The 16,027-nt window shown below is 40.5% G+C and carries 20 protein-coding genes; 15 read left to right on the forward strand and 5 right to left on the reverse strand.

Annotated elements, in window-relative coordinates:
* The first annotated feature begins 7 nt into the window (after positions 1 to 7).
* The 4 genes from ACMUMK_RS03710 to ACMUMK_RS03725 all read left to right on the forward strand — a co-directional run bounded on the left by ACMUMK_RS03710 (position 8) and on the right by ACMUMK_RS03725 (position 2,706).
* Positions 8 to 1,204: an FAD-dependent monooxygenase gene (locus ACMUMK_RS03710; protein WP_414699774.1), complete on the forward strand. Its 1,197-nt coding sequence runs from the start codon at positions 8 to 10 to the stop codon at positions 1,202 to 1,204.
* A gap of 11 nt (positions 1,205 to 1,215) precedes the next feature.
* Positions 1,216 to 1,557 (forward strand): DUF1801 domain-containing protein, encoded by a 342-nt coding sequence (locus tag ACMUMK_RS03715; RefSeq protein WP_414699775.1) that lies wholly within the window; start codon positions 1,216 to 1,218, stop codon positions 1,555 to 1,557.
* 135 nt (positions 1,558 to 1,692) lie between these two features.
* Positions 1,693 to 2,253, forward strand: coding sequence for a lactoylglutathione lyase (gloA, locus tag ACMUMK_RS03720; RefSeq protein ID WP_414699776.1), 561 nt, complete (start codon positions 1,693 to 1,695; stop codon positions 2,251 to 2,253).
* Positions 2,254 to 2,280: 27 nt separating this feature from the next.
* Complete coding sequence (locus ACMUMK_RS03725; protein WP_414699777.1) at positions 2,281 to 2,706, forward strand: hypothetical protein; 426 nt, start codon at positions 2,281 to 2,283, stop codon at positions 2,704 to 2,706.
* 17 nt (positions 2,707 to 2,723) lie between these two features.
* Here the strand turns inward: ACMUMK_RS03725 and ACMUMK_RS03730 are convergent, their stop codons facing one another.
* On the reverse strand, positions 2,724 to 3,470 hold the full coding sequence (locus ACMUMK_RS03730; RefSeq protein WP_414699778.1) for an SDR family NAD(P)-dependent oxidoreductase: 747 nt from the start codon (positions 3,468 to 3,470) through the stop codon (positions 2,724 to 2,726).
* A gap of 110 nt (positions 3,471 to 3,580) precedes the next feature.
* Here ACMUMK_RS03730 and ACMUMK_RS03735 point away from each other — a divergent pair, with 110 nt between their 5' ends.
* The 4 genes from ACMUMK_RS03735 to ACMUMK_RS03750 all read left to right on the forward strand — a co-directional run bounded on the left by ACMUMK_RS03735 (position 3,581) and on the right by ACMUMK_RS03750 (position 5,931).
* On the forward strand, positions 3,581 to 4,171 hold the full coding sequence (locus tag ACMUMK_RS03735) for a helix-turn-helix domain-containing protein (protein ID WP_414699779.1): 591 nt from the start codon (positions 3,581 to 3,583) through the stop codon (positions 4,169 to 4,171).
* 324 nt (positions 4,172 to 4,495) lie between these two features.
* Positions 4,496 to 4,813 carry a hypothetical protein gene (locus ACMUMK_RS03740; RefSeq protein ID WP_414699780.1) on the forward strand — a complete coding sequence of 106 codons (318 nt, stop codon included), beginning with the start codon at positions 4,496 to 4,498 and terminating at the stop codon, positions 4,811 to 4,813.
* 138 nt (positions 4,814 to 4,951) lie between these two features.
* Positions 4,952 to 5,290, forward strand: a complete 339-nt coding sequence (locus ACMUMK_RS03745) for a hypothetical protein (protein ID WP_057794162.1) — start codon at positions 4,952 to 4,954, stop codon at positions 5,288 to 5,290.
* Between the two features lie 119 nt (positions 5,291 to 5,409).
* Positions 5,410 to 5,931, forward strand: coding sequence for a hypothetical protein (locus ACMUMK_RS03750; RefSeq protein ID WP_414699781.1), 522 nt, complete (start codon positions 5,410 to 5,412; stop codon positions 5,929 to 5,931).
* 131 nt (positions 5,932 to 6,062) lie between these two features.
* On the opposite strand, the gene ACMUMK_RS03755 is transcribed toward ACMUMK_RS03750, so the two are convergent.
* Positions 6,063 to 6,596, reverse strand: a complete 534-nt coding sequence (locus ACMUMK_RS03755; RefSeq protein WP_414699782.1) for a redoxin domain-containing protein — start codon at positions 6,594 to 6,596, stop codon at positions 6,063 to 6,065.
* An 8-nt stretch (positions 6,597 to 6,604) separates the two neighbouring features.
* The gene (locus tag ACMUMK_RS03760; RefSeq protein ID WP_414699783.1) at positions 6,605 to 7,189 is read right to left on the reverse strand and encodes an NAD(P)H-dependent oxidoreductase; all 585 of its coding nucleotides are present in this window, start codon (positions 7,187 to 7,189) and stop codon (positions 6,605 to 6,607) included.
* A gap of 129 nt (positions 7,190 to 7,318) precedes the next feature.
* Here ACMUMK_RS03760 and ACMUMK_RS03765 point away from each other — a divergent pair, with 129 nt between their 5' ends.
* Positions 7,319 to 7,681 (forward strand): winged helix-turn-helix transcriptional regulator, encoded by a 363-nt coding sequence (locus ACMUMK_RS03765; RefSeq protein WP_414699784.1) that lies wholly within the window; start codon positions 7,319 to 7,321, stop codon positions 7,679 to 7,681.
* Positions 7,682 to 8,181: 500 nt separating this feature from the next.
* On the opposite strand, the gene ACMUMK_RS03770 is transcribed toward ACMUMK_RS03765, so the two are convergent.
* Positions 8,182 to 9,162 carry a transposase gene (locus ACMUMK_RS03770; protein ID WP_414699785.1) on the reverse strand — a complete coding sequence of 327 codons (981 nt, stop codon included), beginning with the start codon at positions 9,160 to 9,162 and terminating at the stop codon, positions 8,182 to 8,184.
* Positions 9,163 to 9,281: 119 nt separating this feature from the next.
* On the opposite strand from ACMUMK_RS03770, the gene ACMUMK_RS03775 reads away from it, so the two are divergent.
* From ACMUMK_RS03775 to ACMUMK_RS03800, 6 genes are all read left to right on the forward strand, one after another.
* A complete protein-coding gene (locus ACMUMK_RS03775; protein ID WP_414699786.1) occupies positions 9,282 to 10,274 on the forward strand; it encodes an MBL fold metallo-hydrolase in 993 nt (330 codons plus the stop codon).
* Positions 10,275 to 10,411: 137 nt separating this feature from the next.
* Positions 10,412 to 11,140, forward strand: a complete 729-nt coding sequence (locus tag ACMUMK_RS03780) for a class I SAM-dependent methyltransferase (protein ID WP_414699787.1) — start codon at positions 10,412 to 10,414, stop codon at positions 11,138 to 11,140.
* 331 nt (positions 11,141 to 11,471) lie between these two features.
* Positions 11,472 to 11,843, forward strand: coding sequence for a hypothetical protein (locus ACMUMK_RS03785; protein ID WP_414699788.1), 372 nt, complete (start codon positions 11,472 to 11,474; stop codon positions 11,841 to 11,843).
* Between the two features lie 143 nt (positions 11,844 to 11,986).
* Positions 11,987 to 12,331 carry a hypothetical protein gene (locus ACMUMK_RS03790; RefSeq protein ID WP_414699789.1) on the forward strand — a complete coding sequence of 115 codons (345 nt, stop codon included), beginning with the start codon at positions 11,987 to 11,989 and terminating at the stop codon, positions 12,329 to 12,331.
* Between the two features lie 149 nt (positions 12,332 to 12,480).
* Positions 12,481 to 12,975, forward strand: coding sequence for an arsinothricin resistance N-acetyltransferase ArsN1 family B (locus tag ACMUMK_RS03795; protein WP_414699790.1), 495 nt, complete (start codon positions 12,481 to 12,483; stop codon positions 12,973 to 12,975).
* 61 nt (positions 12,976 to 13,036) lie between these two features.
* On the forward strand, positions 13,037 to 13,441 hold the full coding sequence (locus tag ACMUMK_RS03800) for an NUDIX hydrolase (RefSeq protein WP_414699791.1): 405 nt from the start codon (positions 13,037 to 13,039) through the stop codon (positions 13,439 to 13,441).
* A 127-nt stretch (positions 13,442 to 13,568) separates the two neighbouring features.
* Here ACMUMK_RS03800 and ACMUMK_RS03805 read toward each other — a convergent pair whose 3' ends face one another.
* Positions 13,569 to 15,653, reverse strand: a complete 2,085-nt coding sequence (locus tag ACMUMK_RS03805) for a TonB-dependent receptor (protein WP_414699792.1) — start codon at positions 15,651 to 15,653, stop codon at positions 13,569 to 13,571.
* Between the last annotated feature and the right edge of the window lie 374 nt (positions 15,654 to 16,027).

Raw genomic sequence — 16,027 nt, forward strand, 5'->3', positions numbered from 1 at the left:
ATCCCTTTTGGGTATAAAAATTGTTATAGCAGGGGCAGGAATTGGCGGCCTCTGCGCTGCGTTAGCGTTACGAAAAAAGGGCTTCGATCTTGCTGTTTATGAACAAAGCGCTGAACTATCTGAGGTAGGGGCAGGTTTACAGTTAAGCCCCAATGCCATGCATGTTTTGGCGCGCTTAAATGTGGCTGATGAGATCAAAGCATTAGGGTTTCAACCTAGTGCAGCCGTGATGCGTCATTACCAAACAGGCGCCCACTATTTTTCTGTGCCCCTTGGGGCAAGTGCCACTGAAAAATACGCTGCTGATTATTTACATATCCACCGAGCTGACTTACATACCGCTCTTTATAATGCGTGCATTGAAGAGGGTGTAAGTGTTCACTTAGGTGATGCTGTGTTAGGTTATCAATTACATGATAATGGCGTGTCCATTGAGTTTGAAAGTGGCACTCACGTGCAAGCTGATTTACTTGTTGGTGCCGATGGAATTAAGTCTAAGGTTCAAGCTTGTATGTTGGGAGAATCCCCAGCTGAATTCACCGGTCAAGTGGCATGGCGAGGGACAGTAAAAGCCAATAAGCTTCCCAAAAATCTAGTTAAGCCTAAGGCCAATTTGTGGGTGGGGCCAGGGCAGCATTTTGTCAGTTATTATTTGCGTGGCGGCGACTTAGTGAACTTTGTGGCGGTACAAGAACGAGATGATTGGCGTAAAGAGTCTTGGAACGAAGCGGGTGATATTAATGAACTTAAAAGCGCTTTTAAGGGCTGGCACCCAGAAGTAACTGAGTTACTTCAGGGTGCCGAGTCTTGCTTTTTATGGGCTTTGTTTGACAGAAAACCATTGAACCAGTGGGTAGATAAACATGTTGCGCTACTAGGAGATGCTTGCCACCCCATGTTGCCGTTTTTAGCACAAGGTGCAGCCATGGCCATTGAAGACAGTTATGCGTTAGCCCATTGTTTAGTGAGTAATTTACCCATACCAGCTGCTTTAGAAAAGTATCAAAATTTGCGATTAGCCCGCACCAAAGGTATTCAACTTGGGGCACGTAAAAATGCCGGCTTGTATCATATGAGGACGCCCATTGACCAAGCAAAGTTAGCTGTGCTGTCTGGGCTTTCAAAGCTTGGATTAAGTGATGCTTTGGCAGCTAAACAACTAGATGGTATATACGGTTATAACCTACCTAAAAACTTGGGCTAAAAGGGCTGAGGATGGAGCCAAAAGTAAAAGCCGTGTTTGATATTGCAAACACGTCGGAAAACATAGGCGAAATTGACGAATGTTTAAAATGGGGAGAGACAAGTTACCTAACTCATACTCCTAAATCTGGAACAACAGTAAGGCTTGCCCCCCTTAAGTCTACCCCGCAAAAATACGGCTTATTTGTACACTGCCAAACCCGTTTAATTGAAGAGTTTAGCTTGGTTTATCCTGACTTAGATTACAATAAAAACCGCGGAGTGTTATTTGATCGCCGCGACTCAATTCAAGAAGAGCCAATAAAGCAGTTTATCTTTGCAGCCTTAACTTATCAGCTGCGTAAAAAGCATTAATAATTAAGATAAACCATCTAAAAAGTAGGCTTAACTCCTTACTTTTTTGTAGACCCTATAAAACCATTCAAAGGGCTTATCATCTAAGATACCATAACCCCTTGTCGCGTTAATAATGCATAAAAGGATACCAATATGAGCCGTCATTTTGACCAAGCTAAAGGCTTAAGCGAAGAGCACGACCCTGCTACCCATGAATTTGTATTTAATCAAACCATGTTCAGGATCAAAAACCCTGAGCCTACATTAGCCTTTTATACCCAAGTGTTAGGCATGACGTTAGTCAAACGTTTAGATTTTGAAGACATGAAGTTCTCCTTGTACTTTTTAGCCTGTGTTCCACCACAAGCTAGTGGTGATTGGTCTGCAGACGATGACCAACGTATGGTGCAAACCTTTGGTCGCCCCGCTATGTTAGAGCTAACCCATAACTGGGGCGATGAAAACGATGACACTGTGGCTTATCACAATGGTAATTCTGAGCCTAAGGGATTTGGCCATATTGGGTTTTCGGTACCGGATATTGATGCAGCCTGTGAACGCTTTGAGTCACTAGGGGTTGAGTTTCAGAAAAAACCAAACGATGGCGGCATGAAAGGTATTGCTTTTATTAAAGACCCAGATGGTTACTGGATTGAAATATTCACCCCAGAGCGCTTACCAAGTTTGCTGAAAGGCCACTTGCAGCAAAAGTAATGTTAGTGCCACACCAAAGGAAAACATGTGAACAATAACCTAATTGCAGCAGGCAGCTTAAACGCCATAGCAGGGTTGTTGCACCTAGGGTGTATTTATTTTGGTGCGCCTTGGTACCGTTTTTTTGGGGCTGGTGAGCATATGGCGAACTTGGCTGAACAAGGCATGATGCAGCCCACTCTTATCACACTAGGGGTTGCCAGTGTGTTAATGGTTTGGGCACTGTTTGCATTCTCGGGGGCTGGGCTAATTAAACGTTTGCCATTAGTACGCCTTGCCCTTGTTGCTATTACCAGTATTTACCTTTTACGGGGAGTGGCTGGTTTTTACTTTGTGGCTAACCCTATTGGTAGAAGCCCTGAGTTTTGGGTATGGAGTTCGAGTATTTGCCTAGTATTAGGTTTACTACATTTAGTTGGCCTAAAGCAGCAGTGGCTAGCTTTAAAAAGTTAAAGCTAGTTAGAGTATTTTTAAATTTGTGCCAAGCCTCCATCTACTTGTAAATCGGCCCCGGTAATAAACGACGCATTGTCTGAGTTTAAGTACATGATTGCATTGGTAATATCATCAACTGTACCTAAGCGTTTTAGCGGCGTGCTGTCACTAATTTGAATTAAGCTTTGGTCAAGTACCTCTCTATCAATGCCAAATTTATCAAAGATAGGCGTTTGCGTGACACCGGGTGATAAGCAATTTACCCGTATACCTTTTGGCCCAAGTTCTGCTGCAAAGGAGCGGGCCAATGAACGAACCGCCGCTTTAGAGGCGCCATAAGCTGCCCACACACCGGCCCCGCGATTTGCTTGTATGGATGAAATTAAAGTGATAGATGCCTGCTTGTTGAGGACAGGCAATGCTTTTTGTACGGTGAAAAACACGCCTTTTACATTGATGTTTAGGGTGTTTTCAAAGCTCTCTTCAGTTACCTCTGATATTGCTTCTGCATGGGCGATACCCGCGTTGGCCACAAGGATGTCGAGCCCTTGCCAAGTATTTGATATCTGTTGATAAAAGCTTTCTAAATCCTTAGTGTTCTCAACTACCCCCTGTTTACACATTAAGCTTTTGGGGTACTGATGAGCCAAAGCTTCACATTGGTCAACACTTCGTGAGAACGCTGCGACTTTGTGACCCGCCGCAAGATATGCCTTAACAAGGTCTAGCCCAATACCCGAGTTTGCACCTGTTACCGCGACTACTTTTTTAGATCCAGTCATGACTAACCACCTGAATGAATTGTGTTTTAAATGGTGAGTCTGGCGCGTTTTTGATGACTGTGTAAGTATAAATAGGAATTTATCCAGTATATTGGAATGTGGTGGGGAGTATGACAACAGACACTATTGATAAAAAGGTCACGCAAAGTGAGCCTAGTTTTGATTTTATTGGACATTTTGTACGTAGTTATCGGGCCGCAAAACAAGAGAGCTTACAAGCCCTCGCGGATCGCTCAGGTGTAAGTCGTTCGATGATCGCACAAATAGAGTCAGCGCAAACCACGCCTACTATTGTGGTGTTAGCCAAGTTAGCCAATGCTATGGAAATAAGTTTAGGGGACTTAGTACAGCCCCCAGAGCAGGCACTTAATATTCGTGTATCTGAAATCAATACAGATAACTTAGTTAGTAAAAAAGACAGCCCCTTTGTATGCCATATACTGAATAGCCAAACACGGCATTTTTCGAATGAAATCTACCATTTCCACTTTAAGGCCTTTGGTAAAACAGCCTTTGCAGCCAATGTAGCAGGATCAACTAAGCATATATGGCTAGAGCAAGGCAGTATGCTGATGTATATCGCCAACAAGCGAGTGTCTATTAAAGCTCATCAATTAATCAGTTTTAATGCGGCTATTCCTCACAGGTTTGAGTGTATATCTACTCCTTTGGCCAAAGGGCTATTTTATGTGGTTTATTGAACTATGGGAAAAGTTAAAGAGCCAAAGAACTTATTTACTGGTCCAGCAATGATACCTTACCGTAAAGCTACGATGTGTGTCTGCGTTAATGCCTTGCAATTTAATTTATACTGTTTTTATAGACAGTATTATGCGTTTTGTCCAATAACAGCAGATCGTGGACATTTTGGGGCACTTTCCCATTTAGCTTTTGCTTGATAGGTAAAAAATAGTTATAAAAGAATAACGTAGAGACCGAGTAAAAATAAGGTCTGAATTATATTGGACATAATGTCGTGTTTAAACACGACATTATGTCGTCTAATAAATTGTTAGGTAGCAGTCATGCCTGAGTATATTAGTTTAAAAAAATGGTTAAATGATATAGTCGACGAGGATGCTACGGCATTCGAAGATGCTTATTGGGGACAAAGGCCATCTGCACGAGATACTATTCCTGAAATAATTAAACTACTAAATATCCATTCTGAACCATACACTAAAGGAAAGTTAATTGAACTTCTGGGAGAGTCAGAGGATAAATCAGTTGTCCCTTACCTTGAAAAAGAATTAGATAGTGTTTACGAAGAAGTCAGAAATTGGGCAAAACTTGCAATTGACGCTTTGAATAGAGGTGACAAATGGGAAAAAGAACCGAATTAAATATAAGCTACCTAACAAAGCGCTCAAGTCGTTCACTCCGTTCACTGGGACAAAACCACTGTGCTATGCTTCGCATATTATCGCACAGCAGTTTTGCCCCTTAGCTTAGCGTTAGGCATTTAAAGGTAATCGTAAACAATGGATTTATTTTTAGAGCTCCTAGGAACAGAAGGGATGCTTTCTGGTATTTTTGAACTGTTAGTTTTAATAACCTTTGGTTACTTATCTTTAAATTTTCGTAAAAGCGCAAAACTTTCTGGTCATCAAGTGTACAAGTACCTTTCACTGGGATTTTGTTTTACTTTCTTATCTATATTTATCCCGATAGTCTCAATAGCAGTTGGTACTGCAATAATAGACGATGCCGTATATGATGATATTCATTTGTACAACGATTTACCTTATTACTTAGCTACTTTTGCTAGTCTGTGTTGTTTTATTTTGGCCGCAAAGGCAAAGTTTGAGCCCAATGCCTAACAAAATGCTCAAGCCTCTCCCTTCGGTCGCTGGGACGCCTATACGCGGGGCGGCTTCGCCATTATGCCCCACGTATCTGCGCCCCTTAGCTTAAAGTTATATGCCTGTCGGAAATTTTAATGGACAATGAGAAATTAGATTTATTTAAAGGGATTAGAGATTCTCAACAGAAGCTTGATTACTTTTTGCTCGGCCTTACGTCAGCATTATTTGCTTACGTCGGTGAAAAATATAAACCTGAGCCAATATCCCTGTCAGAAAATACACTAGAACTAGCAGCCATCACGCTATTTTTCGTATCACTTCTAGTCGGCTTTTGGCGTATTAACACTAATATAAAAGTAATGATGGGCAACTATCGTGTACTTGATATGGAATCAAATCAGAGTAGTATTTTAAGTTCTTTCGCAGAGCCTGGTGGTTATTTACAGCATAGTTCAGGTCGGGTTATACATACTCAAGAAGCACAAATAATATTAAGTGTGATTTCTGAGCAGGCTCCCTTAGTTGAAAAGAGCATGAGTCGGAATGTTATTTTGTCAGGCTGGTTATCGAGGCTCCGAAACTGGTCTCTTATGTCTGGCTTTTTACTTATGGCTTTTTCAAAACTATATGGAGCTATTTATGCAAGCGGCATATAACAATCAAATTAAGTCGCTCGCGGGCTCGCTGGGACACAAACATGGCGGCTGTGTCGCCGCTTCGTTCCGATTATAGCCGCGACGTTTGTGCCCCTTATTTGGGTGTTAGCTGCGCGCGTTGCTAGTTTTTTTCATTGAAACGTTCCACGAATAGGATAGTTGTTTTCCGGGTTCCGGATCCAATTAATCCCAGAGACAAATTCAGGTAAGCTTGGCCTTACGAATGGATTGTTTGAAATATCTACTACCTGAATATTGCCGTCCAGATTGATAACAAACAGGCCGGGTTCAGAGAAATTGTGATTTGTTTCTTTCTCGGATCGAGGAATGGAAATATACAATCCGAGTTCTCGCATTTGCTCCTCAGTTAACCCATATGCCATAGGAAAACTTACATTCAGCTCTTCTAGGTGGTCTACTAATTGTTCTTTGCTGTCACCTGACACGGCAATAATATCAACACCAGCGTCATACAAAGTTTGGATATGTTGTTCTAGTTCATTAAGGTACTTTGTACACAGCGGGCAGTGTCTTCCTCTGTATACGAGCACAAGCTTCCAATCTTTATCGCCGTTCGGCTGAGAAAGTAGTACGTTCTCACCGTTCAATAGCGTGGCGTTAATATTGGGAAATTTAGTGCCAGCATGTAGTTTTTTCGTATACATAATTCCTCCTAAAAATGGCTATTTAAATGGTCTTCAAAGCGCTTGAAATCGTTTTCTATCGTCGCATTTTTCATCACGTCAAAGCAGGCGAACGTTTTCATCGCTTCCATAGCAAAAAACCGAAAGTTCATATGCATCGGAAATATTAGGTCGTCCACGCTTTTGCCTTGAAATAAATATTCATCGCTATTATCAAAGGCTTCCCTAGGGGCGTTAAATGTAAGCGAGATCATGTATTTTTTGCCATTTAAAGTGCCTCCGGCGCCATAGTTACTTCGGGGCTGCTCTCTGGTTCGCCCGTCACCGTTACATAAAGTACCGTCCATACCTGCTGTATAGACCTCATCCATGTATTTTTTAAATGTCCACGGAACGCCCATCCAGTTTATAGGTGATTGAACAAGAATAATGTCTGCCCATTGGTGGTTTTTCAGCTCTTCTTCAACATTCCAACCATTGTCTATCTCGACTACCTTTACGATATGTCCTTTCGCTTCTAATAGCTTACGAGCTAGAAGCACGAGAGAACTGTTTAATTTCCCTTCAGAAAATGGGTATTGGTGGTGTGCGTTAATAATTAATACATTGCTCATGTTTTACCTATCTCCTATAGTCTTTTGAAAGTAGAGGTGTAATTTGAACTGTAGGTATACTATGGTAACCTTCCACCTAAAAACAACTAGTATACTTTTGGTAACCTATGATCAAGCCGGGTGAGAGAAATGGAAAGTATTGTAAAAACCGACAGTAAAGGTCGAAAAACTACGCTCAATGCCTGTACAGAGCCTTGCGCTATAGAACGGGGAATGCGACTCATTGGTGGCAAATGGACGGGTTCTATTATTTACCATCTAAAGGATTCCCCCGTCCGCTTTAATGATCTTGGTCGAATGCTTGGTGGCGCGAGTAAGAAGATGATTGACCAACGTTTAAAAGAGTTGGAAGCTAACGGTATGGTAATACGCAAGGTTATTAATGACCGCCCAGTAGCGGTTACCTATGAATTAACCGACTTTGGGCGAAGTGCCCTGAAAATTCTTGAGGACTTAAGAATTTGGTCCGAAGTGAATGATATAAAAACGTAATTCGAAAAAATGGTTTTGAGTAAGCCTGAATCATCAGCTAACAAGAAAATTACAAAAAAATTACAAAGACAGCCACTTTTAAAAAAGTAAAAAACAGCGTTTTTCATTAATTCATTTCCCTGGTTGTTTTCGGCTGTTGAGTTAGTGTTTTTAAGTTTAAAAAGGTAATTTAGCGAAGCTTGAGTTGTGTTTGTTGTAAATCTAGCTAAAAACTCAAATTTCAGGCGAGTTTTAACTCTCCAGCTTGTGCTGAGTGTAGTGCTTAGAGACTTCAGGAAAAAATTACAAAGACAGCCACTTTTAAAAAAGTAAAAAACAGCGTTTTTCATTAAGTCTTTTTCCTGAATATTTTCGGTTGGTGAGTTAGTGTTTTTAAGTTTAAAAAGGGAATTTAGCGAAGTTTGAGTTGTGTTAGTTGTAAATCTAGTCAAAAACTCAAATTTCAGGCGAGTTTTAACTCTCCAACTTATGCTGAGTGTTGTGTTTAGTACATAGAGACTTTAGGCGATTTTAAATAAGGTTTTAACCTTTGCCATCCCTCGTATTCTTTTGTGGTGGGTGTGGTGTTTAAACTGTTGCATCATCTGTTCGCTGCCAACTGCGGTTGCAAAGTGTTGTTCAAACTCTGTAGTGAGGGTAAGCCACTGTTCGTTGTCTAACCCCAATCTTTTTAGAATAGGACTTTGATGGTTATCTATATATCCTGCTTTATCTTCTCTTATACATCTACCTGTTGTGTCTACTAGTTCACAGTAATCTATTAAGCTGTAAGCAATGCCTTTAGGCATGTCTTGCCTGTGGTTACCGACAAAGGGCATAAGTGCTTTAGATTGTTCACCTTTTATAATTGATTGAATACGCGTTTTTATGCTGGTGTGTTTGGATGTCTCAGGCGTTTTATCCATCTTGGCTCGAATGGGGTTTAAGTCAACATAAGCCATGCAAGCTAAAACGGCAGACTCATCTAATAGGGCTTGTGATTTGAACCTGCCTTCCCAGAACCTACCCGTGCAACTGTCTTCTTTGTTGGCCTCACGGGCAATGTGCTCATTGAGATTACGCATTAGCCAACTCATGTCGTATAAGCGTTTTCTATAAACGGTTACTGTGTCTTCAAGGCTTAAACGTTCGCTTGTAGATAACGCCTCTCCTTTTACATACTTTGCCGTTAAGAGTGTGCCTTTATAGAGCCTATGCCAACGATGAATCACCTCATCCATAGACCAGCTATCTGCTAAGTCTTTATCAACACACAGCACCACATGGGTATGGTTACTCATTACAGCATAGGCGCAAACATCAATGGCAAACACAGTGCCTAAGAACAATAACCTATCTTCTACCCAGCCACGTCTATGTTCGTAGCTTTGGCCACTTACGCTATCAACCCCACATAAAAACGAACGACGAACACACCGAGACACACAATGATAATAAGGGGTATCAATTAAACTGATTTGAGACTTACGAGGCTGAGGCATAACAGACCATCCTTGGTTGTATTAAGTCTTTAAAGTTTAGAAGAAAGTGGTTGTTTTGCCATTTTTTAGAATGGGTGTCATGATTAAGCTCTCGCTGTAAGCCTATTCGAGTACTTTTGATGCAAATTGCCCTTGGAATTATGTTCTTGTTATGTCATCTGTGCTTAATATCAAGCGCTAATGCTCAGCTCTCAACCACTAAAAACCATGATTTTATTGTCACCTTTGTTGGCACTGGCGGCCCAGAAATAAACACAGCACGGGAAGGAATAGCAACCATTGTTTCTGTTGGGGATCAAAAAATGCTTTTTGATGTAGGTCGTAACACCATGCAGAATTTGTACGAGGCTGGTATTAATCCTATAGAAGTCACTGACATTTTTATCACACATTTGCACAACGATCATATTGAGGGGTTACCAACTCTATGGATGACAGGCTGGTTCTTATTGGGTCGTACAGAGCCACTCAGAGTTTGGGGGCCTAAAGGTACTCAAGACATGATCAATGGTATGTATCAAATGTATCAGTTTGACATTGAACAACGATCTAATCGTTTTAATGACAAAGCGCATTTAGACATTATCGTATCTGAAATTTCAGAGCCGCAAGTTGTAATTCAAGAAACGGAGGTGATAGTGAGCGCTATCACAGCCCAACATGATGACGGCGATCCAGCATTCGGTTACACGGTTGAACACCAAAACCATAAAGTTTTGATGACAGGTGATGGGCGCTTATTTAAAGAGCTACAAGATGCTTCAAAAGGCGTAGATGTGCTGATTTCAAATATTTTGTCGATGCCTGAAGCTCTTGCGAAAAAGCCGGAAATGCAAGGTGTGGTTGCCAAACTGATGTCGGTTCCAGAAGCGGCAACATTATTCAATAAGGCTAAGCCAGGCCTTGCGGTGTATTCACATTTTGTAGGTAAAGAACTACCTAAAGATAGCGATGGTTTTATTGAGGAACAAACTCGAAAAGCCGGGTACCTTGGGCCGTTATTTCTTGCAAAAGACGGGTGGTCGGTCAATGTTAAAACCTTGGAAGTTTCCAGCCCGCCACCTAAGGCGTCACTTCCAAATTTAGATCGCAAGGCAAGCTATTCTAACTGACGAGTCATAGGCTCAAACGGTTTAGTACATGAGCCGATATAAAGAAGCTTAAGTAGACGCCCTACGTAAAAAGTAGCAATATTTTATTGTACGAGTGTCTAAGTAAACTTTGGCTAGTTAAAAATAGATAATTTATTGTGAAACAAAATAAATATGACGACCCAGCTTTTTTTAAAGCTTACGCTAAAATGCCACGCTCATCTGATGGCCTAAAGTCAGCTGGTGAATGGGAGGTATTTCGTGCCCATTTACCAAAATTATTTGGAAAAAAAATACTTGATTTAGGTTGTGGTTACGGATGGCATTGTCAGTATGCTGTTGAACAAGGAGCTGATACTGTAGTAGGTATAGATTTATCAGAAAAAATGTTAAGTAAGGCTCGTGAGTTAACTGGTAAAGGAAAAGTTATTCTTGAACATTGTGCTATCGAAGATTTTGATGCAGATGAAGAGTCTTTTGATGTGATATTTAGTTCTTTAGTTTTGCATTACGTTGCAGATCTTAGTTCAGTTTTCCGCAAAGCATCCAAGCTGTTAAAATCCAAAGGCGTTCTTTGTTATTCTGTCGAACATCCAGTTTTTACTTCAAATAGCTCGCAAGATTGGCATTACGAAAATGACAAAATTCAGCACTGGCCTTTGGATAATTATTTTCATGAAGGGAAAAGGAAAACTAAATTTTTAGGAAGTGAAGTCATCAAGTATCACCGTACAATAGAAACACATATATCTGCTTTATTATCCGAAGGGTTTGAAATTAGCTCGTTATTGGAGCCGAAACCATCAGATGAAATGGTGAAAAAAATGGGTTGGTATGACGAACAGAGAAGGCCCATGATGCTAATCGTAACAGCCACAAAAAGATGAAATCCCTTTTGCATTATATTTTTGCACAGAAAAAGTGCTAAAAATATACTCCTACTAAAAGGACAGCCACTCTAATTCTCTGTGATTCAAAAATGAAAAAAGATAGGAGGTTTCGGGCATCTTTTAGTGATATGACGCATGCGGGAATTGCTTCGTTTTGTCATTTGTTTTTGTGTAGAGACGAAGATTTGGTAATGAAAGCTGCTGCAGCTTATGAATATCTAGGCGTAAAAACAAAAATATTGCACTATAAAGCTAACAAACAAATCCAGCCGACCGCTAACGCGTCGGCTGATTAGGGCGTTATGTTTCTTAAAGAAAAGGAGTTTATGTGAAAGTTTTATTTATTTTAGCGCTTATAACTTTGGTGGCAGCGTGTGCTTCAAAATCAAAAGTTGACGATGAATCATCGCAAAAGATCACAGTAACCGGTACCAGAATAGAACGATCTGAAATACCGCCAGGACCTAAATTAAAAATGAGTTTAAATAAGAAGAATAAGTCTAGTAACTTTATGCAAGCTTTAGCGGGCATGAAGAGCCTTCCGCAACCTAAAAATATAGGTGACTGCAAAGGTTTACTATCGGCTTTGGCAGGAAGCAACTTAGAAATACGCATAGTGGATGAAAATAATGTTGTATTAGAAAGTGAACATGGAATCTATGAATACTCTTTTGACGACAGCAGTTGTCCCAGTTACTAAAAGGACAGTCACTCTAATTACTTAAAATTTATAACTTGTTGATAGAAGTGTGGTTGGTTACTTTATTGTTCTGAGTGTCTTAGTAAATTTTTGTATTCTCACTCGTAGTGAGGTGTTCTTATGGACACGTTAGGTTGATTTTTATGGCAAATTTAAAAGGAAGAAGAGAATTGCAGGTGAAAGGAGTGTTAACAATATTAGTTTTGGCCGTTGTTTGTACGTCGTGTGTGTTTTATCCAACGACTTCAGATAATCAAAAGTACTCTTCGAATTGCACTATGGCAACGAGAATGTTGGAGCTTGATAGTAAATATGTGGGCTTGGTGGGCCACCGTTCATCAGATGGTAGGCACACTGGTGATAAAGATGATTTAAAGTTTTTCTTGGTTGCTGAAGGTTTTGTATCTGCTGCTACATTAATCGTATCTGGGAGCATTGCAGTTATTGGTAATACTATTCATTGGTTGGAGTATCAAACTAATTGCTAATTGCTAATTGCTGCAGATTTCAAGATTACCAAGGCTCCTGCTTTTAAAGTAGCTTGAAAGCGTTTTTGATTAGATGCTTTCTTGAGTATTTTGGTGTTTAACTTTTTTCTGTTTAGAAACTAACTTAGGCCTAGATTAATAGGGGAATTATGATTATCAGAAATGCTGTTTTAGGTGATGCGTCAGATATTGCCAATATTTACAATTTTTATGTGACAAACACCTCTGCCACTTTTGAAGAAACCCCTGTCTCTACCGAAGAAATGTCTAGTCGATTAGCTAAGGTATGGGATGCAAACTTACCTTGGATAGTTGCCGTTAAAAATGACACTGTAATTGGGTATGCTTATGCAACAAAGTGGAAAGAAAGAAGTGCTTATCGGTTTTCGGTAGAGTCAACAATTTACCTCGCCCATGATGCCCATGGAAATGGTTTGGGTACCGAGTTGTATGAGGTGCTTTTGAGTAGGCTTAAATCCCTTGATATTAATAATGTAATCGGTGGCATAACACTACCTAATCCAGCTAGCGTTGCCTTGCACGAAAAGTTAGGTATGGAAAAAGTCGCCCACTTCGCAAACGTGGGTTTTAAATTCGATAAATGGTTAGATGTGGGATATTGGCAATTAAGCCTGCGCACCTAAGCACTAACAGGGTAGTGATTTTTGGTTACCACTCGCCGTTTTAAACTACAGGAGCAGTTGATTGGCATATCATGATACATATCGCTTAAGCAGCCATGGGGTAATTTTGAATGAAATGGGGCAGGTGTTATTGCTTAAAGCGAGTTATGGCAATCACGCTTGGGGTTTACCCGGTGGTGCTTTAGATGCTGGTGAAACCATTCACGATGCACTTATACGTGAGTGCGCAGAAGAGCTAGGCTGCGAAATCGAAATTCAATATTTAAGCGGTGTGTATTACCACTCGCAGCATGAATCACAGGCCTTTATTTTTAAGTGCAAGATTAAGAAGGGGGCAACTATTACCTTAAGTGACGAGCATTTGGAGTTTAAGTTCTTTGACATTGATGAGTTGTCAGATGTCCAAAAACGCAGAGTTCAGGAGTGTTTAGGGTTTGATGGGTACGTGCAAAGCGCACGCTTTTAAGTCTTTAATATTTTATAAGTTATTGTTTTTTTATGTGTTATTTTTTATGATCCATAAAATGGCTCCTGCCCCGATAAATATATTCGGACAGGAGCCATTTTTACTTAACTGAAATTATCGGGGTAGATTAAAATTTACCTGATAAGGTTAAGGTCGCATTTAACGGCGCACCAACAGTGACTTGGTGAGTCGCATGGGCGTTAGGGAAGTACTGTGTATCCCCTAAGTTTTCGATATTAAGCAAGACACGCATATCTTCAGATACCTGATAATACACGGCTGCATCTACACGGGTGTAGCTTGGTAGTACCGCTGTATTGCCGTTGTTTATATAGCTTTCATCTTGGTAAGTGGCCCCAATCGCAACACCTAACACTTCGTTAATTTGGATGTTATTCCATACAGATACTGTGTGTGCTGGTAATTCTCGTGGCGTAAGATCAGTACTGCCGTTGGTTCCATCTAAGTAACTATAATTAGCGTTTATTGCCCAGCTTTCTGTTAACTGCCCAGAAAACTGTAGTTCAACACCTGATATTTCTGATTCTGTTACGTCAAAGCGTTCAGCGTCAGTATCTGAGACTGATAGTGATGTTTGCTCGTTTTCGAATATTGCTGCAGTCAGACTCATGCCAGACTCTAAGTCCCACTTCACACCAATTTCGCTATTTTTGTAAGTATCAGGATCTAACTGGTTGTTGTCACCGTTGATATTTGCGAATTGCTCACCACTTCGAGGTAAGAAGGATTCGCTGTAGCTTGCATAAAATGAGATGTTTTCTTGTGGTTTATAGATAGCACCAAATCGAGGTGATACTTCGCTGTCTTTCTTAGTACGGCGCTCTAGTACATCTGGGTCTGCGTTAAATACGTCTATATCAAAACTGTCAAAACGTGCGCCAATTACCAAGTCAAAGTTCTCAGACAGGGCAATTTCATCTTGAATATATGCTGACTGAACATCTAAGGTTACACGGGTATCGTCGTTTAAATCTGTAAAGGCTGCTGTGGTTACTTCACCATTGGCATTGACACCTGTTAAACCTGAAAAGTCGATGGGGCGTTGTACGTTAAATTGTTCAGTATCATCAATAGATGTAGAGAACACAGGGTTAAGACGGTTTTGGTCAGACGAAGTGTGGATCCACTCTGCACCAAACATTAGAGTGTGACCAATATTGCCAGTGACAAACTCGTTAACTAAGTTACCGGTTAAAATCACATTGTCTCGTACTGTGGTATCTATGTAGCCGTCTAAGGTGACTAGGGCATTGTCTTGATCATATGCTGAGGCATAAAAGTTAGAGTAAACCTTGTCATAGTTACCATAGAAAGCACTAAAGTTACCTTTTAGGGTGTCACTGAATTGATGTTGTAAAGCCGTACGAAATATATGAGCTTGGGTTTCTTGATAGTTGTTATCTTTGTCACCAAACACTATGTTTTCTAGGGATTCATCAGGCTTACCATTGGTGCCTGTTGGAATACCACGGTCTATAAATCGTTGGTGATCCACGTATTCATAAGATAGGTCAATTGAGGTGTTTTCGCTCAGTACCGCATGTACTGTTGGGTTGATCCCAAAACGTTCACCTTCGTAGAAGTCTCTGTGGTTATCTAGTTGTTCGTACATAGCATTAACACGAAAGGCGACATCTTCTGATAGCGAACTATTGCTATCAATTGCGCCACGATAGCCCCCAAAAGAGTTCAATGATGCCGTATAAGCAGCAAAGTCACTGCTAGTTGTTGCTTTTTTAGTTACACGATTAAGCACACCGCCTGTACCGCCACGGCCAAATAAAAGGGCATTGGGGCCCCGCAAAATTTCAACTTGTTCAATATTGTAAAGTGCCCTGTAGTATTGCACGTCATCTCTTGCGCCATCTAAGTAGAAATCTGCAGTAGAACGTACACCACGAAAGACCACTGCATCGCGGTGTCCTTCACCCTGAGAAGTGTTAACACCTGGGGTATAGTCGATAAGTTGGCCAACGCTAACAATGTTACGTTGCAGAATATCTTCTGCTGTGAAAATAGATAAACTCTGTGGTACGTCAAGAATAGGAGTAGGGGTTTTTATTGAGTTTGATTGATTGCTAGACAGGTAATTGCCTGTCACTTCAATGGTTTCGATTTCGTCATTGGCACTAGCATGCTGGGTAAATGATAGGGTAACCATTGCTGCTATTGTGGTCATTCTCAGGTTCATGTGTGTGTTTCTCCAGAAATTAATTCTAATGGCATAAATGCCCTTAACTTCACTGTGCCTAATTCCCTGTATGAATGTTTTTATATTGTATTGAAAAGTAAAGTCGGCAGGATGTTAATGTTAACGAAAATGATTATCAATAAAGAAAAGTGGATTACATAGATTTTACTTTTATATAAAAAATGTCAATTAACGTGATCCATGTGTTATTCGGCGCAAAAACTGGACTGTTGTAAAATTAAGGTTTTCAAAATGTTAAATTAAAGGTTTGGCAGGCATTACTTTGAGCAAGCTATAAGGCGAATTTTTGTCATGTAAAACTCAGGTTGCTCAAGCCGGTTTTACAAAAGTTTTTGTAAGCTGTGGTAACCCTT

Origin of the sequence: Paraglaciecola sp. 2405UD69-4, assembly GCF_047525415.1 — a bacterium.
Taxonomy (GTDB): Bacteria; Pseudomonadota; Gammaproteobacteria; order Enterobacterales; family Alteromonadaceae; genus Paraglaciecola.